We start from the raw sequence: 24,253 nt of genomic DNA, 5'->3' as shown, positions 1-24,253 counted from the left end.
CCACCGGCGCGGGCCTGCGCCGCTGTCGCCGCGCCGGGCTAGCCTCGCACTCGATGCCTGACGAGAGCTCCCCGAGCACCCCGCCGTCCACCCCGTCGAGCCGCCCGGCCGAGACGGTGCGCCGCGCGGGCACGACCGTCGAGGTCGACGCCGCGCCCGTGCTCTCCTACCCGATGGCGCACAACCGGCTGCCCGTCGTGAGCCGCATCGCGGTGCACCACACGGGTCCGGCGGTGCGGGGCGCGGTCGTGCAGGTCGAGGTGCGCGACGTCGAGGGCCGCGTCGGCACGCCGTGGGAGCAGCTCGTCGACCTCGAGACCGACGCGCAGACCGTCCTCACCGACGTGGACCTGCGGCTCGACCCGGCGGCGGTCCTGCAGATCGAGGAGCAGCGGCCCGCGCAGGTCGTGGTGCAGGTGCTGGGCGAGGGCGACCTGCTCGCGGAGCGGACCGTGCAGGTCGACCTCCTCGCGCCCCGCCAGTGGCTCGCGGTGCCGCCGGTGCTCGCGATGGAGCTGCTCGCGGCGTTCGTCATGCCGAACCACCCGGCGGTGCGCACGCTCGTCGACGAGGCGTGCGTGCTGCTCGCCGAGCGGACGGGCGACGCGTCGACGGCCGGCTACCAGCAGGGGCCCGAGCGGGTGGACGCGACCGTCGCCGCGGTCCTCGACGCGACGACCGCGCGCGGCATCCGGTACAGCGAGCCGCCCGCGTCGTGGTCGGACGTCGGCCAGAAGGTCCGCACGCCCGAGGAGGTGCTCGACGGCCGCGTCGGGACCTGCCTCGACACCGTCGTGACGATGGCGGCGGCGCTCGAGCACGTCGGGGTCCGCCCGCTGCTGTGGCTCGTCGAGGGGCACGCGTTCCTCGGGTACTGGCGCGAGGAGGCGGCGCTCGCGGCGATCGCGCAGCGCGAGGTCCCGGACGTCGCGGCCGTGGTCAACCTCGTCGACCTCGGGCTCGTCCGGCTCGTCGAGACGACCCTCGTGACGGCGCGCGGCACGGGCGAGGGCGGGGCCGGCGCCGCTCGCCCGGGACCGGTGACGGCCGCGCAGGCGCACGACGCCGCGTACGCGCGCTGGCTGACCGGCGACCTCGCGCGCGTGCTCGGCGTGGTCGACGTGTGGCGCGCCCGGCGCGCGGGCGTCCTGCCGCTGCCCGCGCACACCCGCGCCGCGGACGGCACCGTGACGATCACCGAGTACCGGCCGGGCGAGGACCGCACGACCGCCCCGCAGCCTGTTGCCGCCGACGGCGACGTGCGTCCCGCCGCCGCGGGGACGCTGGGCCGGGCGCCCGTGCCGCCGCGCGTCGCGCAGTGGAAGAACGCGCTGCTCGACCTGTCGCTGCGCAACCGGCTCATCCACTTCACGCCCCGCTCCGGCATCCCGCTGGCGGTGCCGGCCGGGAGCCTCGGTGCGGTCGAGGACGCGCTGCACGACGGCCGTGCGGTGCACCTGCTGCCCGCCGACCAGCTCGACGAGGTGCAGCGCGCGCGTGGTGCCACGGGCGGCCGTGAGCTGCCGCCCGAGCAGCGTGCCGAGCTGTTCGCCCGGCGCGGGGCGCTCTACACCGACCTGCCCGCCGCCGGGTACGCGACGCGGCTGCGGGGGCTCGCGTACAAGGCACGCACGGTCGTCGAGGAGACGGGCGCCAACAACCTGTACCTCGCGTCGGGCTCGCTGGTGTGGACGCTCGACGGCCGCGAGCTGCGGTCGCCGCTCGTGCTGACGCCGGTGCGGCTCGTGACGCGCTCGCGCGAGCACGCGTACCGCCTCGAGCTCGACGAGACCGGCGCGAGCACGCCCAACTACTGCCTGCTCGAGAAGCTGCGCCAGGTGCACGGGCTCACCGTCCCGGGCCTCGCGGAGCCCGCGCTCGACGGCGCGGGGATCGACGTCGACGCCGCGCTGCTCGCGCTGCGCACGGCGCTCGCGGCCGAGGGCCTCGGCTACCGCGTCGAGGAGACCGCCGACCTCGCGATCCTGCAGTTCGCGAAGTTCCGGCTGTGGAAGGACCTCGACGAGCACTGGGACGTGCTCACGCAGAACCCGCTCGTCCGGCACCTCGTCGAGTCGCCCACCGCCGTGTTCGCCGACCCGGCCCCCGAGCCCGCCGCGGTCGACCTCGACGAGCTCGCGGCGGCGTGCCCGGTGCCCGCGGACGCCTCGCAGCTCGACGCCGTCGCGCACGCGGTCGCCGGCCGGACGTTCGTGCTCGAGGGCCCGCCCGGCACCGGCAAGTCGCAGACCATCACGAACCTGCTGACGCGGGCGGTGGCCGAGGGGCGCCGGGTGCTGTTCGTCGCCGAGAAGCGGGCGGCGCTGGACGTGGTCCGCGCGCGGCTCGACGACGTCGGCATGGGCCCGTTCTCGCTCGACCTGCACGACAAGGGCAGCAAGCCCTCCGCGGTCCGCGCGCAGGTCCGCACCGCGCTGGAGCACGTCGTCGAGGTCGACGACGAGGGGCTGGCCGCCGAGCAGGAGACGCTGCGCGCGGCCCGCCGCGCTCTCGCCCGGTACGCCGAGCGGCTGCACGAGGCCAACGGCGTCGGGCTGTCGTTCTACTCGGCGCGCACGAGCCTGCTCGCGCTGACGGAGGGCGCGGGGCGGCGACGCGCGACCGGGACCGCCACGGGCGGCGCCGGCATCGCGGGCCCGGCGACCGTCGGGACGACCGAGGTGCTCCCCGTGCCCGTCGAGCTCGTGACGACGCGTGCTCCCGAGGTCCCCGCGCTGCGGCGCGCGCTCGAGCTGCTGCCCGACACCGCCGACCCGGCGCGCCCGCGCCCCGACCACCCGTGGGGCTTCGTCGGGCTCGCCGACCCGCAGCGCCTCGACGTGGCCGCCGTCGGCCGGGTCGTCGCCGACGTCGACGCGGCGCTCGCCCCGGCGCGGGCCCTGAGCGGCTCGACCGCGACCGTGCTCGCCGCCGCGCGCACGCACGAGGACCTCGAGGTGCTCGCCGACCTCGGCGCCGCCCCGCCGGTCCGCGTCGAGACGCTCGACGAGACCCGCACCGAGCGCTGGCGCGCGACCGCGGCCCGGCTCGTCGAGGAGATCACCGCGTTCCCGGCGACGGCCGCCGCGGAGCACCACGGACTCGCGGTCGCCGTCCCCACCGTGCTCGACCTCCCGCTCGCCGACCTCGCCCGCCAGGCGCAGGCCGCCGCGTCGTCGGGGTGGTGGGGCCGGCGCGGCCGGCTGCTCGCGGTCGGCGCGCAGCTCCAGCCGGGCCTGCGACCGGGCACGACGCTCAAGGCCGGGCAGGTGCTCGACGTCGCGGCGTCGCTCGCGCGCGTGCAGGTCGCCGTGCAGACGCTCGCGTTCCGCGTGCAGGGGCTCGCCGGCGTGACGCTCCCGGAGGGCTGGAACCCGCTGCTGCCCGAGGCGCTCGAGACGGTGCAGAGCCAGGTCGCGTGGCTCACGTGGGCCGGCGAGGCCGTCGACCCCGACGGCGGCGACCCGACGGCCGACCCGTTCGTGCGCGCGCTGCGGGCGTTCGTCGACGACGTCGCGCGCCTCCCGCTGCTGCCGGCCGACGTGGCGGTGCTCGAGCGGGTCGCGCGCACGACGACGGCGCTCGCGGCGGCCGTGCAGGCCACGACGCGGCAGGTCGCCCGGTGGACGACGCCCGACGGGTTCGTCGCGCGCTGGACGGCGACGGCGGCGGAGCGCGTCGGGGGCGCGGGCGCGGGGTTCGACGCGGACTGGGCGTCCGCTGCCGCGTGGGGCCCCGGCGCCGCGGGGGACGACCCGGATGTGGACGGCCCTGCCCCGGAAGCACGCCCGGTCGCCACCCGGGCCGTCGACGCGCTCCCGCTGCAGCGCTGGGTCGCGTTCGTCGGGGCGCTCGAGCCGCTGCGCCGCGCCCGGCTCACCACGGCGCGCGAGCTCCTCCTCGTCGGTGCGGTCGACGCGGCGGACGCCGTGCGTGCCCTCGACCGGGGGGTCGCGCTCGCGTCGGCCCGCGAGCGCCGCACCGCGACGGGCCTCGACGGCTTCGACCCCGTCGCGCACGGCCGTGCGATCGGCCGCTTCCTCTCCTCCGCCGCCGCGGTCCGCGACCACCAGCGCACCGCGCTCCCGCGCGAGGTCACGGCGGCGCGCCCGTTCGACGCGTCGACGGCGCACGGTGACATGGGTGGGCTCGTGCGCGAGCTGGCCCGGCAGCGCGGCGGGCTCGGCGTGCGCGGGCTCATGGCGACGTACGGCGAGCTCGTCACGCAGGTCATGCCGTGCGTGCTCGTGAGCCCCGACTCGCTCGCTCGGTTCTTCCCGGCGCGCGCGGGCCTGTTCGACCTCGTGGTGTTCGACGAGGCGTCCCAGATCCGGGTGGCCGACGCCGTCGGGGCCCTGGGCCGGGCGCGCTCGGTCGTCGTGGTCGGGGACTCCAAGCAGATGCCGCCGACGTCGTTCGCCGAGGTCACGGGCGGGAGCGACGACGAGCCGGCGGAGGGCGGCACGGACGTCGAGAGCGCGGACGGGCTCGCGGAGGGCGTGCTCACGGGTGCCCTGGCCGTCGAGGACGAGGAGAGCATCCTGTCCGAGTGCGTGCAGGCACGCGTGCCGCGGCGGTGGCTGTCGTGGCACTACCGCAGCCAGGACGAGTCGCTCATCGCGTTCAGCAACCACCAGTACTACGAGGACCGGCTCAGCTCGTTCCCCGCACCGACGTCCGGCGCCGCGGACCCCGGGCCCGGCGGCTACGGCGTGAGCCTCGTGCGGGTCGACGGGACGTTCCACCGCTCGGTGCGCCGGGGCGGCCCGGGGGAGTCCACGGCTGGGCTCCTCCGCACGAACCCGGTCGAGGCCCAGGCGGTGGTCGAGGAGATCCGCCGCCGCTTCGACGCCTCGCCGGACGGCCTGCCGTCGATCGGGGTCGTCACGTTCAACGCCCCGCAGCGCGCGCTCATCGAGGCGCTGCTCCGGGACTCGGGCGACGAGCGGCTCGCCGACGCGCTCGAGCGCAGCGGCTCCGCGGGCGGCTCCGACGAGGGCCTGTTCGTCAAGAACCTCGAGAACGTCCAGGGCGACGAGCGCGACACGATCCTGTTCTCGACGGCGTTCTCGGTGAACGAGCGCGGGTACCTCCCGCTGAACTTCGGGCCGCTCAACCGCGACGGCGGCGAGCGCCGGCTCAACGTCGCGGTCACCCGGGCGCGGCGCCAGGTCGTGGTGTTCTCCTCGTTCGACCCGGAGCAGCTGCGCGCCGAGGAGACCCAGAGCGTCGGCATCAAGCACCTGCGCGCGTACCTCGACCTCGCGGCGAGCCGGTCGCGCGCGACGACGGTCCCTGCGCGGCGCTCGTCCGCTGTGGACCGGCACCGCGAGCAGGTCGCGGAGGCGCTGCGCGAGCGGGGGGTCGCGGTCCGCACCGACGTCGGGCTCTCCGACTTCCGGGTCGACCTCGCGCTGGCCGACGCCGCGGCGCCGGAGCGTCCGCTCGTCGCGGTCCTCCTCGACGGGCCGGGCTGGGCCGCGCGCCGCACGGTCGGCGACCGCGACGGGCTGCCCACCGAGGTGCTGTCGCGGATGCTGCGCTGGCCGGCGGTCGAGCGCGTGTGGCTGCCCGCGTGGCTCGCGACGCCGGGGGACGTGCTGGACCACCTCGTGGGGGCGGTGGAGCGGGCGGCCCGGGTCGATGGCGGAACGGCCGCCGCACCGGGGCCGGCCAGGTTCCGCTGACGGCTGTAGCCGGCCGACTGCTCGAGGGCCGTCGTTCGGGCGCCCGGCGAGCCGGGTGCTCGCCGACCCGGTGCTCGGCGTGCTGGACCGCGTGCTCAGCGGTCGCGTGCGAGCGCGTCCGTCAGCCGCGCGACCCCGTACTCGTAGGCGTCGTCCAGGTCGCCGCCGAGCCGGAACGCGCCCGCGAGCTCCATGCTGAGGAAGCCCGTCGCCCAGGCGGTGACCAGCCGGGCGGCCTCCAGCGCGTCGGCCTCGCCCACGAGCTCGGCGGCGATCCGCAGCACCGGTTCGCTCGCGCGCCGGAGCGCCTCGGGGTCGCCGCGGTCGGAGAGCACGAGGCGGAAGCCCTCGGGTCGCTCGTGGGCGAAGGACCGGAAGGCGCGCGCCGCGCCGGCGACGGTCGCGTCGGCTGCGGCGAGCCGTTCGCCGAGCTCCTCGACGGTGGCGGCGGCGACGAGGCCGAGCAGCGCGTCGCGGTCTCGCACGCGCTTGTAGAGGGACGGTGCGCGGACCCCGACGCGCGTCGCGACGGCCTGCATGGTGAGGCGCGACGGCCCGCCGGACTCGAGGAGGTCGCGCCCGGCGGCGACGATCTCGGCGAGCGTGGTGCGTTCCGGGGTCGGAGACATGCGCGCCTCTCATGGCTATTGACGTTAGCCATGATGGCTAAGTACCGTAGCCATTACATCACGCGACGATCCCGGAGGGGCATCCCATGAAGCTCGCGCCGCACCTGCACCGCATCGGCAACGACGTCGTCGCCGCGTACCTGGTCGACACCGACGAGGGCGTCACCGTCGTCGATGCCGGCCTCGCCGGGCACTGGTCCGAGCTGCTGGCCGAGCTCGAGGCCATGGGCCGCACGCCCGCGGACGTGCGCGGGCTCGTGCTCACCCACGGCGACACGGACCACATCGGCTTCGCCGAACGGCTCCGACGCGAGCACGGCGTGCCCGTCTACGTGCATGCCGCCGACGCCGAGCGCGCTCGCGGTGGTGACAAGCCCACAGCGTCCTTCGGCCCCACCCGGGTCAGGGCGCTCGTCGGCTTCTTCGCCTACGCGCTGCGCAAGGGCGGGCTGCGCACGACCTACCTCACCGAGGTGGTCGAGGTGCAGGACGGCGACGTGCTGCCGCTGCCCGGGTCACCGCGCGTCGTCGGGATGCCGGGCCACTCGCCCGGGAGCATCGCGGTGCACGTCCCGGTCGCCGACGCCGTCTTCGTGGGCGACGCGCTCACGACGCGGCACGTGCTGACCGGCCGCACCGGACTGCAGCCGGCCCCTTTCACCGACCGACCCGACCAGGCCCTCGACTCGCTGTCGCGACTCGCCGGCCTGGCCGCGACGTGGGTCCTGCCCGGTCACGGCACCCCGTGGCGCGGGGACCTGGCGGCCGTGCAGGAGGAGGTCCGGCAGGCAGCCGCTGCCGCGCGGGGCTGACGGGCGCCGCGCCGTCGCGGCTACAGCGGGCGCCGCGCCACGAACGTGACGTGCGTGTCCGGCCACTCGACGGGCCCGCCCGTCGCGGCGTCGCGCAGCTCGGCCCCGACCGAGAGCCGGTTCTCGACGAGCCACTCGTTGCGCCACGGCCCGCTCGCGGGGTCGACCACGAACCCGACGCCCTCGAGCAGCTCGACCCAGTCGGGCCACGTCATGTCGCAGAACCGCTCGTGGCACTCGGACAGCCAGGAGTCGACGTAGTCGCGCGTGTACAGGTACTCCGCGGCGGCCCGCAGCGTGAGCTCCGCGACGGAGTCGTCGACCCACCGCACGTCGCACTCGCCGCCGGACAGCGCCGGGAAGTCCTGGGCGAACTGCGCGAGCCGCTCCGCGGGGGACAGTGCGGCGACGTGCGCGGCGACGTCCTCCCGCGGCCGCTCGCCCAGGTCGGCGGGCCGGACCCCGGCGCCGCTGCCGTCGAGCGCGAGGTGCACGGTCCGGTCCCCGCCCTGCGGGCCCAGCACGTCGGAGCAGACCCACACCCCGCCGGGCGCGGTGTGCTCGTAGATCCGCTTCGCGAGCAGCTCGAGGTCGCTGCGCCCGGCGCCGTAGCTCGAGATCTCGTGGGTCAGCGCCACGGTGAGGGTCGTGCTGACCGTGGCCGCCGGGAAGACGGGGGAGCGCAGCAGGTTCCGCTGCGCGAAGAACACGTTCGGGTTCGCGAAGACGCCCTGCGCGCGCCGGTGCTCGGCCTCGGCGACGAGGTGACGGGAGATGTCGACCCCGTACAGGTCCGACTCGGCGAGCCGCGGGTCGCGGGCGGCACGCTCGAGCAGCCCGCCCGCCGCGCACCCGAGGTCGACGACGCGGCCTGGCACGACGAACGGTGCGACGAGGTCCCACTTGCGGTCGGACGCGTCGTCGAACGCCGCGGTGTACGTGCGGTAGTCGCGCGTCGTCGTGAGGTCACCCTCGGTCGAGACGGTCGGGTCCTCGTGGATGAGCGTGATCGCGTCGCCGAGCCGGTACCGGTCGTAGAAGTGCACGACCTCGGGGTGCGCGAGGTCCCGCCAGCGCTCGTCGCCCGTGGCGAGCAGCTCGAGGACGTCCCAGGGCCGGTCGGGCGCGTCGTCGCACGCGTCCTCGACGGGGACGACGCGGAAGCCCAGGTCGGCGTACATCGCGGCGACCTCGGGGGTCGAGCACGCGACGACCGTGTCGACCGGGGTGGCCGTCACGCCCGTCGTCAGCTCGACGCTCGCGAGGACGGTGCGCGCGAACCGCGGGCTCGGCGGGACGTCGGCCACGGGTGCGACGACCGAGGGCAGCCCCTCGACGGCCGTGACCCGCTCGATCATCGCCTCACGCCGGTGCGCCGGGAGGGGGTTGCGCCGCGTGCCGCTGTGGGTGGCCGAGGTGACGGCCCAGACGACGTTCGCGTCGAGGTCGCACACGACGCGCTCTCCCGCCGAGTCGGCGAGCTCCCCACCGAGCAGCGCGTGCAGGTACGCCGTCTGGAACCGGGTCACCAGGTGGTGCCGGCCGGGGAGCAGGACGTGACGCACGCGCGCGGACATGCCGAGCAGGATGCCACTCCTGGACACCCGTCCGGGCGGGCGTCGCCCGGACGGCGGAGCAGCGGCCCCCTCTCAGTGCGGCGGTCGGAGGTCGTCCGGCAGCGCGGTGCACGCCGTGCCGCCGAGCTCGCCGGGCTGGAGGGACACGCTCGGCGCGTCGACGTCGACGACCCTGCCGTCGATGCGCGCGACGAGGACGCAGTCGTCTCCCCACCCGGCTGAGCGAGCCCGAGCGAGCCCTGCGGCCCGCCGCGGTGCGTCTCACCCGTTCGGGTGCCAACGAACCGAGGTGTGTGACTCGGTTCCGGGCAACATCCGCGCATTTCACAGGGTGTTCACAGGCGGCTCCAAACTGGCCTCTCAAACCCGCCCGCGTGACTGCCGTCAGTCGCTACCTTGACCTCACTTCGGGCGCCGTGCCCGGGAGGATCCGGGGGGCGACGGTGCAGGTGGGCTGGTCGACGCGCGCGTTCACCGGGGTCCGTGGCGCCCTCGTCCTCGTCCTGGGGACTGCTCTCGCGGTCGGCACCGTGGTGCCCGGCGCCGCGGCGCCCCGCACGCTGGGCGACCCACCCGTGGCGAGCGCGGACGACGGCTGCGACGCGGTCGCCGAGACCGCCGACGCGTCCGTCGCGGCGGCCCTCGCGACGCGGTGCGACACCGACGTCGAGGTCCTCTCCGAGCGCACCGAGTGGAGCACCACCTACGCGCAGCCCGACGGGACGACGCGCCTCGACCTGTCGGCTGCCGCGGTCCGCACCCAGCAGGACGGCGCGTGGGTCGACGTCGACAGCTCGGTCGTCCCGGGCGTCGACGGGTTGCGCGTCGCGGCCCCGGTCACCGCCATGACGTTCAGCGACGGGACGGACGGGCAGCCGCTCGTGCGCATGGAGCGCGACGGCCACGAGCTCACCTTCGACGTGCCGTTCGCCCTGCCCGAGCCGGCGGTCGACGGGTCGCAGCTCACGTACGACGAGGTCCTCCCGGGCGTCGACCTCGTGGTCACCGTGAACCCGGACGCCACGGGCTTCTCCGAGGTGCTGCGCGTCGAGTCGCCCGAGGCCGCCGCAGACCCGCGGCTCCAGGAGATCGCCTTCCCCGTGGTCGTGTCCGACGGGCTCGACGTCGTCGAGGACGACGGTGGTTTCGCGGCGCGCGACGCGGGCGGCGAGGAGGTCTTCACGAGCCCCACGCCGGCGATGTGGGACTCCGCGGACGCGCCGGTGGTCACCCTCCCCGCGTTCGCGCTGCCCGGCGGACGCCGCCCGGCTCCGGCCCGCACGGTCGGGGTGCAGCGCGCGCCCGACACCGACGGCGGCGACCGTGCGGTCGCGCCGCTCGGCGGCGAGTCGGTCGCGTGGATGCCCGCGGAGGTCACGGGCGACGAGGTCGTCGTCGTCCCGGACGCCGAGATGCTCACGAGCCCCGACACCGTCTGGCCGGTGCACATCGACCCGTCGGTCAGCGGGTCGCTCAACTCGTGGACCGCGGTGCGGTCCGCCTACGGGCCCGACTTCGGGTTCAACCCCGACCAGGGCGTCGGCCTGTGCAACCGCGCGACCTCGACGACGTGCCCGACGACGTTCGCGAGCCGCGTGCTCTGGCGCTTCGCCGGCCTCGAGGCCATCGGTGCGATCGACCCGTCCGAGGTCGTGTCCGCGACGTTCTCCGCGGTCGGCACGCACTCCTACAGCTGCACCCCCCAGCCGGTGACCCTCTACTGGACCGCCGACTTCACGTCGACGACGCCGTGGCCGGGCGGCGGGCTGTGGAACCCGCAGAGCACACAGGTCGTCGCCCACAAGGCCGCCTGCGCCGACTCGCCGGTGCGCTGGATCGAGTTCGGTGCGACGGGCGCGGCGCAGGCCGTCGCGCAGTACGACGCGTCCGTGCTCGCGGTGGGGCTGGCAGCCGACGAGTCGACCATGGCGGCCTGGAAGCGGTACCGCTACGACGCCAGGCTCTCGATCGAGCTCAACCGCACCCCGACGCCGCCGACGCGCGTGCGGACCACCGAGCCGGACTCCGGCTGCGCGATCGGCGCGGCGCGCCCGTCGATCCGCAGCGCGACGCCCGTGCTGCGTGCGACGCTCGCCGACCCCGACGGCGAGAACCTGCGCTCGGTCTTCGAGATGCACGTGACCTCACCGCTCGCGGAGCTCTGGAGCTCCGGCTGGAGCGCGCCGCAGGTCTCGGGGGCGGACCAGGCGGTGCGTGTGCCCGCCGGGCTGCTCAAGGACGGGCAGACGTACTCGTGGCGCGTCCGCAGCCAGGACACCAGCGGCCGGCTCAGCGCGTACGGGTTCTGCGAGTTCACCGTGGACGTGACCCGTCCCGCCGTGCCCGGCGTCGCCGCCGTGGCGCCCGCCCCGGCCGGACGCGCCGCGTACGTCGAGGACGGTGCGGCCGGTGGCATCGGCGTCCCGGGGAGCTTCACGCTCAGCAGCGCCGGCTCGGGTGACGTCGTGGGCTATCGGTACGCGTTCGGCAGCTCGGGCATGGGCCCGGTCGTCCCCGGCGCGAGCATCGTCGTCCCGTTCATGCCCGACACGGCCGGCCCGCACACGCTGCGTGTCACCTCCGTCGACGCCGCGGGGAACGTGAGCGACGAGCGGCTGTACCGGTTCACCGTCGACTTCGCGGCGGACGGCGCGCGGTGGATGCTCGACGAGCCGGACGGGACGACGACGGCCGCGGCGAACGTCGCGGGTGCGGCGCTGACCGTCACGGCGTCGACCGGTCGTGGGCCGGGGGTGCGGGCCGAGGTCGGTGGGAGGGCGACGGACCGCGCGCTGGTCTTCGACTCGGTGCAGGACGTGGCGACGAGCTCGGGACCGATGATCTCGGCGACGGGGTCGTTCTCCGTGATGGCGTTCGTGCGGCTCGACCCGGGCGCCACGTCGGGCTCGGCCACGGCCGTGAGCCAGGACGGGACCGCGACCAGTGGTTTCGAGCTGGGGGTGCGCGAGGACACCGCCTGCCCGGCCGGGACGGCCCGCTGCTTCGCGTTCTGGCGCCAGGCGACCGACTCCGGCACGGCTGCGGCGGTCGTCGCGCGCTCGTCGGTCCCGGTCGAGCCCGGTGCCTGGTACCAGCTGACCGGCACGCAGTCCGCGGGTGACCGCACCCTGCAGGTCTCGGTCTGCAAGCTCGGCACTGCGGACGCACCGGTCGAGGAGCCCGACCCCGTGCCCGGTACAGCGGCCGCGTTCACGACGACCTGGAGCGCCGACGGCCCGCTCCGCCTCGGTCAGGCCCGCTCCGGTTCGACGCCCGTGCGCGCGTGGCCCGGCTCCGTGAGCGACGTGCGGCTGTCCTACGGCGTGCTCGACACGCGCACGATCTTCAACGCCTGCCTTGCCGGCTGACCCGACGACGTACGACCGACGAGAGAGACGACTCACGATGAGGACGAGCCGGATGGCTGCAGGCAGCGGGATGCGACGGACGATCGTCGGCGTGGTGACGGCGGCGCTGCTCGCGACGCTCGGGGCGACGGTGCCGGCGGCGGCGAACGCCGACGAGGAGCGCGCGAGCTGGGAGCTCGACGAGCTGTTCGCGCACGCCGAGGACATCGCGCCCGAGCGCAAGGACGTCACCAAGCCGATTCCGGCGAAGAACGTCCCGGCGGCGGCGAAGCTCCCGCGCAAGCCGATGCCGATCGCTCTGCCTGCCCCGCCGCGGTTCCCGAAGGCGTGGAAGGGCACCGAGTCCGTCGCCAGCGAGGGCGCGGACGCTGCCGCCGAGTCCGGTGACGGCGCCGGTGCGGAGTTCGTGCGGGTCGGCCGGGCGCCCGAGGCGGCTGCGCCGGCGGACGCCGCCGCGCGCGCCGGTGCTGCGGCGCAGGCCCCTGCGCCCACCGAGGTCCCGGTCGAGGTGCTCGACCAGGACGCCGCCGCGAGGGCCGGCGTCGAGGGCGTGCTGATCCGCCTCGGCGACCCGGTCGCGGCGGCTCCCGCGGAGCCGGCCCCCGCAGCGACCCCGACGGCGACGCCCACGGCGACCCCGACGAAGCCGGGAGCGGTCGTCCGCCCGACGACGTCCCCGCGCGGCGGCGCGGTCATCGCGCAGACCTCCGCCCGGCGCTCCACCGCCGGGGCCGGCGACGAGGCGAAGCGCGCGACGGTCGAGACCCCCGCGTCCACGCCGTCGGCGAGCCCGAGCGCCGCAGCCGGGACCGCGACGCCGTCGGCTCCCGCGACCCCGCAGCCCGGCGCGCCGGCGGCCCCCGCCGCGCCGGAGACGTCCGAGCCGGAGAAGGCGGCCCCGGACGCAGCCGAGCCCGACGCGACGCAGCCCGACGCCACCGAGCCCGAGCCGGCCCCCGCCGTCGACGTCCCGCTCGAGGTGGCCGTCGACTACTCCTCGTTCGCCGAGGCCTACGGCGGCGGCTGGTCCGCACGGCTCCGCCTGGTCAGCCTGCCCGACTGCGCGCTGACCACCCCGAACCGCGCCGAGTGCCGCGTCCAGACGCCGCTCGAGTCCACGAACGACACGACGTCCTCCACGGTCACCGCGAAGGTCTCGGCCGCGTCGGTCGGCGTCATGGCGGTCGCCGCCGGCGGGTCCGGGTCGTCGGGCAACTTCGGTGCGACGTCGCTGTCGCCGTCGTCGTCCTGGCAGGTCGCCGGGCAGACCGGCACGTTCAGCTGGTCGTACCCGATGCGCGTCCCGCCGAGCGTCGGCGGCCCCGAGCCGGACCTGGCGCTGTCCTACTCGTCGGGCGCGGTCGACGGCAAGGTCGCCTCGACCAACAACCAGTCCTCGTGGATCGGTGACGGCTGGGACCTGCAGACCGGCTTCCTCGAGCGCAAGTACGTCTCGTGCGGGCAGGACGCCACGGGCAGCGCGAACAACGTCTCGCGGATCACCGGGGACCTGTGCTGGTCGTCGGACAACGCGACGCTCGCGCTCGCGGGTCACTCGAGCGAGCTCGTCAAGGACGCCGCGACCGGTGCGTGGCGGCTCAAGGAGGACGACGGCACGCGCGTCGAGCGCCTGACCGGCGGCTTCAACGACGACAACGACGGCGAGTACTGGAAGGTCACGACGACCGACGGCACCCAGTACTTCTTCGGGCGCGGCCAGCGGTCCGCGACGGACACGACCAAGACGAACTCGGCGTGGTCCGTTCCCGTCTTCGGCAACCACCCCGGTGAGCCCTGCTACAACGCGGCGTTCGCGTCCTCGTCCTGCATGCAGACGTGGCGCTGGAACCTCGAGTACATCGTCGACACGTCGGGCAACACGCTGACGACGACGTACGCGAAGGAGACCAACACCTACGGGCGGAACCTGAACACCGCCGTCTCGTCCTACGTGCGCGGCGGCTACCCGACGTCGATCGAGTACGGCCAGCGCGCCGGCACCGAGTCGTCCGCCCCGGCGCCGATGCGCGTCGAGTTCGCCGTCGCCGAGCGCTGCCTCCCGACCTCCGGCGTGACGTGCGACCCGGCGCAGCTCAACGCGTCGACGGCCGGGTCGTGGCCCGACGTCCCCGCGGACCTCATCTGCACGTCGACGACGTCGTGCCCGTGGGTCACGTCGCCGGCGTTCTTCACGAACAAGCGCCTCACCGGCGTGACGACGCAGGTCCGCTCGGGCTCGGCGTACCAGTCGGTCGACGCGTGGACGCTCACGCACACGTTCCCCGACCCGGGCGACTCGACCAGCAAGGCGCTGTGGCTCGACCGCATCGGGCACAAGGGCATGGTCGGCACCGCGATCCAGCTGCCGGACATCCGCTTCTACGGCGTCCAGATGGCCAACCGTGTCGACAAGCTCGGTGACCTCGGCCCGCCGATGAACCGCTTCCGCCTCAACGCGCTCGACACCGAGACCGGCGCGCGCGTCTCGGTCAACTACACGCCGCAGGACTGCACCTCGGCGAACCTGCCCGCGTCCCCGGAGTCCAACACGCGCCGCTGCTTCCCGGTGCGGTGGCAGCCCGAGGGCACGGGCCCGCAGATCAGCGAGTACTTCCACAAGTACCTCGTGACGTCGGTCGTGGAGAACCCGAACGACGACGGGTCGCTGTCGGTGCAGACGGCGTACACGTACCACGGCGACGCCGCCTGGCACTTCGACGACAACCCGCTCGTCCCGGTCGCGGAGCGCACGTGGAACGAGTTCCGCGGCTACGCGACGGTCGACGTCGTTACCGGCGCCCCGACGGCGCCGCAGCGCTCGCTGAGCCGCACCCGGTACTTCCGCGGCATGCACGGCGACCGGCTCCCGAACGGCGGGACGCGGTCGGTGCTCATCGACGGCATCCCGGACGAGGACCGGCTCAACGGCTTCGTGCGCGAGGAGGTCGCGTACGACGGCGTCGGCGGCGCGGAGATCTCCGGCACCGTGAACACCCCGTGGGTCTCGGCGCCGACGGCGACGGGTGCGGACGGGTCGAAGGCGACGCTCGTCGGGATCGGTGCGGTCGAGGAGCGCACCGCCGCCCCGGCCCTGCCGGGCGGGAAGCGGACGACGCGGATCACCACGACGTACGACTCCACGTACGGACTGACGACGCAGGTCGACGACCAGGGAGACGTGACGACCGCCGCGGACGACCGCTGCACCCGCGTCGAGTACGCGCGCAGCACCGCGGCGCACATCGTCGCGACGTCCTCGCGCACGGAGGTCGTCGGGGTCGGCTGCGGTGTCGCCCCGTCGCGTCCCACGGACGTCATCAGCGACTCCCGCGTCGGCTACGACAGTCTCGCCGTCGGCGCAGCACCGACCCGCGGCCTCGTCACGACCACCCAGAGCCTCGGCAGCTACTCGGGCGCGACGCCGGTCTACGTCACGGACGGCACCACGACGTACGACGCGCACGGCCGCCCGACCAGCACGACCGACGTGCTCGGCCGGAAGTCGACCACGAGCTACACGCCCGCCACAGGCGGCCCGCTCACGGCGACGTCCCAGACGAGCCCCGACCCCGACGGCTCGGGCCCGCTCACGGCGCAGACGTCGACGACCGAGGTCAACCCCGCGTGGGGCGCGCCCGTCCGGTCGATCGACCCGAACGGCAAGGTGACGTCGGCGACGTCCGACGCGCTCGGCCGCACCACCGCGGTCTGGCTCCCGGGCCGCCCGCAGGCGACGGCGACGCCGAACATGAAGTTCACGTACACGGTCTCCACCACCGGGCCGAACACGGTCACGACCCAGGCACTGACCGCGAACGAGACGTACCAGTCGACCGTCGCGCTCTACGACGGCATGCTCCGGCCGCGCCAGACGCAGTCGGTGTCCGCGGCCCGCGGCACCCCGGGACGCATCGTCACGGACACCAAGTACGACAGCCGCGGTCTCGTCGACCACGAGAACGGCTCGTGGTTCACCACGGGCGAGCCCAGCTCGACGCTCGTCCGGGCGACCGTCGCGGTCCCGTCGCGCACGCGCTACGTCTACGACGGAGCCGGGCGCCCGACGGCGGAGATCTTCGACGTCAGCGAGCAGGAGCGGTGGCGCACGAGCACCACCTACGGCGGCGACCGCGTGAGCGTCGACCCGCCCGACGGCACCGTCCCCGAGACGTCGATCACCGACGCCCGCGGGCAGATGGTCGAGCTGCGCCAGTACACGGGCACGCAGCCCGCGGGCGACTTCGTCGCGACGTCGTACACCTACGACCGTGCAGGCCGTCAGACAGCCGTCACCGACGCTGCGGGCAACCGCTGGACGTACACGTACGACCTGCGCGGCCGCCAGATCGCGACGACCGACCCCGACAAGGGCGCGTCGTCGACCACCTACGACGACGCGGGCCAGGTCGTCTCGACCACTGACGCGCGCTCGCGCACCTCGGTCGTGGTGCGTGACGGGCTCGGCCGTCCGGTCGAGCAGCGCGACGGCTCGGCGACCGGGGCGCTCCAGGCGTCGTGGACGTACGACACGCTCGCCAAGGGCCAGCTCACGTCCTCGACCCGCCACGTCGCGGGCGCCGCGTACACGACCGCGGTGACCGCGTACGACGACGGGTACCGCCCGCTCGGCCAGTCGGTCAGCATCCCGGCCGCCGAGGGTGCCGTCGCCGGCACCTACACGACCAAGTACACCTACACGCCCGACGGCCAGCAGAAGCGCGTCGTGCTCCCGGCCGCCGGTGGGCTCGGCGAGGAGACCGTCTCGACGTACTACGACGCACTCTCCGTCCCGGAGAAGCTCGCCGCCAACGGGTTCGGTGCGTACGTCTCGAGCTCGCTCTACGACGTGTACGGCGAGCTGCTGCAGTACAGCGTCGGCAACGCGTACGTCGACTTCGTCAACTACAGCTACGAGACCGGCACGCGCCGGCTCAGCAAGACGTGGACGCAGCGCGAGAAGGTCTCGGGCTACGACTCGGACACGACGTACACGTACGACGCTGCGGGCAACCCGACGTCGATCGTCGACCGCCCGACCGGCAAGCCCGTCGACGCGCAGTGCTTCACGTTCGACGGGCTCCAGCGCCTGAGCCGGGCGTGGACGCCGGCGAACGCCAGCTGCGCCACGGCCCCGAGCGTCGCCGGACTCGGTGGCCCCGCGCCGTACTGGACCGACTACACGTTCGACGTGGTCGGCAACCGCACGAGCGAGGTCCAGCACACCGCCGCGGGCGACACGACGCGGGCGTACACCTACCCGGCCCCGGGTCAGGCGCGGCCGCACGGCGTGACCAAGGTGACGACCACGGCGCCCACGGGCGTCACGACGGACACCTACGGCTACGACGCGTCGGGCAACACCACGACGCGCAATCGCGCGGGCAAGCCGGCCCAGACCCTCACGTGGGACGCGGACGGCCGACTCTCGACGGTCACCGAGTCGGGGACCACCACGGCCGGCTCGTACGTCTACACGCCCGAGGGTGACCGGCTCGTCCGGCGCCAGGGAGGCGTGACGACCGTCTACCTGCCCGGCGGCCAGGAGCTCAACCTCACGGTGAGCACCGGCGCAGTCAAGGCGACCCGGTACTACGGGTTCGGCGGCAACACCGTCGCCGTCCGCACCGGCCCGGACATGGCGGACGTCACGAGCCTCGTGAACGACCCGCACGCCACCGCGAGCCTGTCGATCGACAACGCCACGCACGCGGTCACGAACCGCCGCATGGACCCGTTCGGCAACGCCCGCGGCGGCACCCCGGCGTGGCCCGGCGACCACGGCTTCCTCAACAAGCCGGTCGACGCCACCGGCCTGACGCAGATGGGGGCGCGGTACTACGACGCGACCCTCGGCAGGTTCATCTCCGTCGACCCGGTCATGGACCTCGGCAAGCCGCAGCAGTGGGCCGCGTACACGTACGCGGACAACAACCCGATGACGTACTGGGACCCCACCGGGATGCTCTCGTGGGGCAGCGTCTGGAACTCCGTCAAGAAGGGCGCCAAGTCGGCGGCGAGCGGGGCTGCCGGGTTCGTCAAGAAGTACCAGGCGGACATCGTCGGGTTCGTCGCCGGCGGGCTCGTCACGGCTGGGTGCCTCGCGGCGACCGGCGGCGTCGGCAGCGTCGGGTGCCTCGCGCTCGGTGGTGCCGCTGGGGCCGCGGCGACGAACCTGTGGAAGACGAAGGTCCAGAAGACGCAGAAGTTCTCGTGGGGCAGCCTCGCCCGTGACACGGCGATCGGCGGGATCCTCGGGGCGGTCGGCGGCAGTGCGGGAAAGCTGGCGACGAAGATCCCAGGTGCCATCCGGGCCGCGACCTCCTCGAGCAAGGCGGCGACGGCTACGTCGAGCCGTGCGTCGACGGCGGTGAGCGCGCGCGCGAGTACGGCCTCTCGTGGAACGCCCGCTTCGGCGAAGCCCCCGGCCGCGTCGAGCTCGCCGCCCGCTGCGAAGCCAAACGCGAACGCAGGCCCGGACAAGCCGTCGGCGCCGAGTGGAAAGACCGAGGCGTCGTCGTGCAGCGTCAACAGCTTCACGGCAGGCACGCCGGTGCTGATGGCGAACGGCTCGCAGAAGCCGATCGAGGACGTGAAGGTCGGCGACACGATCATCGCGACTGACCCAGAGGCTGGTATCACCGTCGCTCGTCCGGTCAAGACTGCTATCCGGCACTCCGGCCTACACGTCATGGTCAAGCTGACACTGTCCGACGGGACGAAAATCGACGCCACCGCGGGGCACCCCGTCTGGACGACTGGCAACAGGACGTTCATCAAGGCGATCGACGTCTCCGTGGGTGACGAGGTCCTGACCAACGATGGACCCAGGACCGTCGCAGCCAGCACGATGGATCACCGTTTCCTCACCGCGTACAACCTCGAGATCATCGATGTGCACACGTACTACGCGGGTCAAACACCGATTCTTGTGCACAATGCATGCGAGGAAGCCGCCGAGGGAATCGCCCACGCCACTAGCCGGCACACGCCGGGAGGCGCAGAGGTAGACGATACCTCGAGCCTCTTCGGCCCAGACGTCGACCTGGAGGCGCTCGCGACCTCAACCGTCGGGCAGATTGGGCGCCGGAGCCCGAAAAGCGGAAACATCGTCTACACCCTTGAGAGCCCTCGACCTGTTGGGGTCACGAATCGGTCGCTTTCAAACCCCTTGGGTGAATCGACGCACGTTTACACCGTCATTCGCGACCAGTACGACGGGTATCTGTTGACATTGTTTCCTGGGCGTTAGTGGAGGAATGTGATGCCTGTCGCTTTGATCCTTCGCGGAGAGAACCGCGATCTGAAAGCTCGCGCGCCTATGGCGTATGACCCGCCAATCGCGAGCTTCGACATAGACCGGTTCCCGTTGCTCTCGGGTATCAACTTGTATGGCGACACTGTTTTTAACCATATCCAGATGAAGCGAGTTGTCGAGGAAGTGGACGCACTCCTGACCGACGAGCTCCGCTCTAGCGAGCGCGAGTCCTTGATCGCGCTGAGGGAATTATGTCAGCTTGCGGGTAGATTCGACTATCTTTGGGTCGTCGGGGACTGATACACCTGGCTCTTCGTCGTCGCTATGCACGGGTCAATCTCCGACGTTCTCAAAATCTCGTATGTTGTTCCTAACCCTCAGGGGGCTAACGTGCACTTCCGGTTCATGGCTGCGCGGCGCCAACGCGGTAGGAACGCGCCGCCGGCGCTGCTAGCTTTTGGCATAATGATTGCAGGGACCACGACGGCGATCCCTGCGTCCGGGGCGGGGCTCGTGCCGCTCGACAACGCTGTCAGTGCGCCGTGCGTCAGCGAATCGAGCGAGAGACTCGCGGCCGTGGCGCTCGCGCAGCGGTGCGGCGCCGAAGTCGAGGTGCTCTCCGCGCGTACGGAGTGGAACACCACTGTCGCCCTGCCGGACGGGTCGATGCGCCTCGAGGTGTCCACCGGCGCCGTCCGCACGAAGGCGTCGGGCGAGTGGGCCGACGTCGACCCCACGCTGGTGCCCGCCGAGGATGGCGGCTTCACCGTCGCGTCGGCCGTCGCGCCGATGTCGTTCAGCGCAGGCGGCGACGGTGAGGAGTTCGCGGCCATCGAGCGCGATGGTCACGAGCTCGCGTTCGGGATGCCGTTCGATCTGCCGGAGCCCACGGTCGACGGCTCGCAGCTCACGTACGACGAGGTGCTGCCGGGTGTCGACCTGGTCGTCACGGTCAACGAGGACGCGACCGGGTTCTCCGAGGTCCTCCGGGTCGAGTCCCCGGAGGCCGCGGCGCACCCCGACCTGGCCGACCTGACGTTCCCCGTCGTCTCGTCGGACGGCATCGAGGTCGAGGCCCAGGACGGCGGGTTCGTCGCCACGGACGGGGCGGGCGCCACGGTGTTCGCGAGCCCGACCCCGGCCATGTGGGACTCGTCGGCCGCCGAGCCGGCGGCCTCGGGTGCTCCCGACGCCGCGGTCGGTGCGGAGCTCGCCGAGGGAGACCCGACCGTCGAGCCGGTGGGCGGCGAGGACGTCGCGGTCCTGCCCGCCGAGGTGACGGCCGACGAGGTCACGATCACGCCGGACGCCGACATGCTGGCCGACCCGCAGACGGTGTGGCCGGTGTACATCGACCCCGGCGTCAGCGGCGCGCTCAACCGCCGCTCCGCGGTCAGGACCGCCGTCGGCACCAGGTACGACTTCACCGGTGACGAGGGCGTCGGCCTGTGCTCGCGGGCGACGTCGACGACCTGCTCGACGACGTTCCAGTCCCGCCTGCTCTGGCAGTTCGCGGGCCTCCAGGACATCGGCAACGTCGCGTCGTCGGACATCACGGGCGCCACGTTCGCGGTCACCGGCACGCACTCCTACAGCTGCACCCCGCAGCCCGTGACGCTCTACGCGGTCGCCGACTTCGACCAGGGCACCGCCTACCCGGGCGGCGGCTACTGGAACCCGCTGCAGACGCACGTGATCGCCCACCGCGCCGGCTGCGGCGGCGGCTCCGAGCCGCGTCGCATCGAGTTCGACGCGTCGGCGCAGGCCCGCGCGGTCGCGGACGCGAACACCGCGCAGGCGTCGTTCGGCATCGCCGTCGACGAGTCGTCCATGGCGTACTGGAAGCGGTACGGCTGGGACGCGAGCTTCTCGGTGACCTACAACCGGGCGCCGAACGCGCCCGCTGCGGTGCGGATCACCGACCCCGGCGCGGCGTGCGTCAACGGAGCGGGCCGCCCGTACATCCGCACCTCGACGCCGACGTTCGCCGCACAGCTCAGCGACCCCGAGGGTGACGCCGTGCACGCGGCGTTCGACGTGTTCAGCGCCGTCAACACGGCGCACCACGTGTGGGACGGCGGACTCACGCCCGCGCAGGGTTCGGGGGCCGAGCACGCGGTCCGGTTCCCCGGGCCGCTCAACGACGGCGGGCTGTACCAGTGGCGCGTCGCGGGCGTCGACACGGCCGGTCTGACGGGGCCGACGACGGTCTGCGAGTTCGCGGTCGACCTGACGGCTCCGGCGCAGCCGACCGTCCAGTCGAGCCCAGGTCAGCCGGCGCAGTACAAGGAGGACACGCTCGCGGGCGGCTCCGGCATCCCCGGCCTGCTCACGTTCGGCAACGGCGGCTCGGCCGACGTCGTCCGCTACGAGTACTCGTTCGACTCGGAGGCGTTCGACCTCTCGACCCCGGCGAGCTCGACGACCATCTCGTACGCGCCGCCCACCGGCGGGCCGCACCGGCTGTTCGTGCGGTCGGTCGACGCGGCCGGCTGGGCGAGCCCCAAGCGTGAGTACCGCATCGTCGTCGACACCGCGGCCCTCAGCGAGGCGTGGAAGCTCGACGACGCCGACGGGACGGTCGCGGTGAGCATGAGCGGCACCGCGCCGCTCACGGTCTCGGGCGGCGTGACCCGCACGCCCGGCCTCGGCTGGTTCACGAACAGGGCCGACCAGGCACTGGCCTTCGACGCCGCCGGGGAGGTCGCGAGCTCCTCCCGGCCGGTGGTCCGCACGGCCGGGTCGTCGTACTCCGTCATGGCGTTCGCCCGGCTCGACGACACCAACGGCACCTACGCCGCGGTCAGCCAGGACGGGCAGCGGGTCAGCGGGTTCACGCTCGGCCACCGCAAGGACCCGAGCTGCCCGACGGGCACCGGGAGCTGCTGGGCGTTCTGGGTCCCGTCGAGCGACGCCGGCGGTGCCCCGGAGGTCGCGGTCATGTCCCAGGAGCCCGTGACGCCGGGCTCGTGGGTCCAGCTCGCGGGCAGCCGCACGGCCGCCGGGGACCTCCAGCTCTCGGTGTGCCGGATCGGCTCGGCCGAGAACCCCGTCGAGGAGCCGGACGCGATCGGCGCGACACCGGTCCGGGCCCCCGCGCCCTGGCAGGCGGCCGGGGCGTTCCGCGTCGGCCAGGCCAAGGTCGCCGGTGCCCCCGCGCGCGGCTGGCGCGGTGCCGTCTCGGAGGTGCGTACGTACACCTCGGAGCTGATCGCCGGGAAGCTGTTCACCTCGTGCACGAACCCGTCGACGATCGCGCCGGGGCTCGACACGACGACACCCACCGTCCCCAAGCGGAACACGGACGGCACGGACTTCGACGGCGACGGCACCGCGGACGTCTTCTGGTCCGACCCGGCCGACGGGCGGTGGCGCATCTCGTGGGGCGGTGTCTCGCCGTACGTCGGCGTCAACAGTGCGCGCGAGGCCCCCGGCGACGCGCTGCGTTTCGGTGACTTCGACGGCGACGGCAAGGACGACGTGTTCTTCGCCGACCCGGCCGAGCGCCGCTGGAAGGTCTCCTACGGCGCGACCCAGCCGTGGCAGCCGCTCGCGTACGCCGAGGCCGCGACGGGCGACCTGGTGATCGCCGACATGGACGGCGACAAGAAGGACGACGTCTTCTGGGTGAACCCCGCGGACAGCACGTGGTACTTCTCGAGCGGAGGCACGGCGTCCTGGGTCCGCCTGAACTCGGCGGCCGGAGTCCGGGCGACCGACCTGCGGCTCGGCGACCTCGACGGGGACCGCAAGGACGACGTGTTCTACGCACACCCGGACGGGCGGTGGCTCGTCTCCTGGGCGGGCACCTCCGCGTGGGCGCAGATCGGGGCCGGCCGCGTCCCGAACGAGCAGCTCGCGCTCGGCGACCTGACCGGTGACGGCAAGGCCGACGTCTTCTGGTCGAACCCGGCGGACGGCCGGTGGTACGTCTCGCACGGCGGCGTCACGGGCTGGAACCCGCTGATCTCCGAGCCGGGCGTCCGGACGGACCAGCTCCAGCTCGCCGACGTCGACGGCGACGAGAAGACCGACGTCTTCTTCGCCGACGCGAGCGGCCGGTGGCGGTTCTCGTCGGGCGGGACGAAGGCGTGGGCCCAGCTCAACAGCGCCTCGACACCCGCGGACCAGCTCCGGGTCCAGGACCGGGTCAGCGCGCTCGCGGCCCAGAACGCGGCGAACGCGAGCCGGGTGCTCGACTTCGGGCTCACGACGGACGTGCGCTTCTCCGGGGACTGGAACGGCGACGGGATCGACACGGTCGGGGTGTTCCGCGACGGGAAGTTCTGGCTCAACGACCAGAACGACGACTCGCCCGTCGAGTACGCCTTCCTGTTCGGCAACCACGACGACGTCCCGGTCGTCGGCGACTGGAACGGCGACGGCATCGACACCGTCGGCGTGTTCCGCGGCGGCTACTGGTATCTCAACGACCAGAACGACGCATCGGCCTCCGAGCACGTCTTCCAGTACGGCAACGGGACGGACCGCCCGCTCGTCGGCGACTGGAACGCCGACGGGTTCGACACCGCCGGGGTGTGGCGGGCGGGCGAGTGGTACCTCAACGACCAGCACGACGGCTCGGCCCCGGACCACGCGTTCCTCTACGGGACCGCGACCGACGTCCCGGTGGTCGGTGACTGGAACGGCGACCGGCGGGACACCGTGGGCGTCTGGCGTGCGGGGACGTGGCACCTGAACGACCAGTTCGACGGGTACGCCGAGAACGTCTTCACGTTCGGCCGCTCGACCCACGTCCCGGTCACGGGCAACTGGGACGGCTCCGGTGGCACCTCGGCCGGCTCGGTCGACGGACGCCGCTGGTACCTGAACGACCACAACTGGCCCGGCTGACCCGGACGCGGGGGGGGGGGCCCCCCGAGGGGCCGGCCGCCCCCCCCCCCCCCCCGCCACCCCCCCCCCCA

7 protein-coding genes are annotated in these 24,253 nt (G+C 73.8%); 5 read left to right on the top strand and 2 right to left on the bottom strand.

The genetic code is table 11. The annotated features are described in order from the left end of the window. The first annotated feature begins 53 nt into the window (after positions 1–53). Entirely contained in the window at positions 54–5,687 is a 5,634-nt protein-coding gene (locus tag ACWFNE_RS02025) for a DUF4011 domain-containing protein (RefSeq protein ID WP_452120788.1), read from the top strand. 95 nt (positions 5,688–5,782) lie between these two features. Here ACWFNE_RS02025 and ACWFNE_RS02020 read toward each other — a convergent pair whose 3' ends face one another. Then, a complete protein-coding gene (locus ACWFNE_RS02020; protein WP_452120787.1) occupies positions 5,783–6,316 on the bottom strand; it encodes a TetR/AcrR family transcriptional regulator in 534 nt (177 codons plus the stop codon). An 86-nt stretch (positions 6,317–6,402) separates the two neighbouring features. Here ACWFNE_RS02020 and ACWFNE_RS02015 point away from each other — a divergent pair, with 86 nt between their 5' ends. Then, positions 6,403–7,128 (top strand): MBL fold metallo-hydrolase, encoded by a 726-nt coding sequence (locus ACWFNE_RS02015; protein WP_452120786.1) that lies wholly within the window; start codon positions 6,403–6,405, stop codon positions 7,126–7,128. A 20-nt stretch (positions 7,129–7,148) separates the two neighbouring features. Here the strand turns inward: ACWFNE_RS02015 and ACWFNE_RS02010 are convergent, their stop codons facing one another. After that, entirely contained in the window at positions 7,149–8,705 is a 1,557-nt protein-coding gene (locus ACWFNE_RS02010) for a class I SAM-dependent methyltransferase (RefSeq protein ID WP_452120785.1), read from the bottom strand. A 449-nt stretch (positions 8,706–9,154) separates the two neighbouring features. On the opposite strand from ACWFNE_RS02010, the gene ACWFNE_RS02005 reads away from it, so the two are divergent. The 3 genes from ACWFNE_RS02005 (at position 9,155) to ACWFNE_RS01995 (ending at position 24,182) form a co-directional block, all read left to right on the top strand. Next, positions 9,155–12,073: a LamG-like jellyroll fold domain-containing protein gene (locus ACWFNE_RS02005; RefSeq protein WP_452120784.1), complete on the top strand. Its 2,919-nt coding sequence runs from the start codon at positions 9,155–9,157 to the stop codon at positions 12,071–12,073. 52 nt (positions 12,074–12,125) lie between these two features. After that, on the top strand, positions 12,126–19,322 hold the full coding sequence (locus ACWFNE_RS02000) for an RHS repeat-associated core domain-containing protein (protein WP_452120783.1): 7,197 nt from the start codon (positions 12,126–12,128) through the stop codon (positions 19,320–19,322). Positions 19,323–19,904: 582 nt separating this feature from the next. After that, the gene (locus ACWFNE_RS01995; protein WP_452120782.1) at positions 19,905–24,182 is read left to right on the top strand and encodes an FG-GAP repeat domain-containing protein; all 4,278 of its coding nucleotides are present in this window, start codon (positions 19,905–19,907) and stop codon (positions 24,180–24,182) included. Positions 24,183–24,253: the final 71 nt, after the last annotated feature.

It is taken from the genome of Cellulomonas sp. NPDC055163, from assembly GCF_053607065.1.
This window is presented reverse-complemented; position numbering and strand designations above follow the sequence as displayed.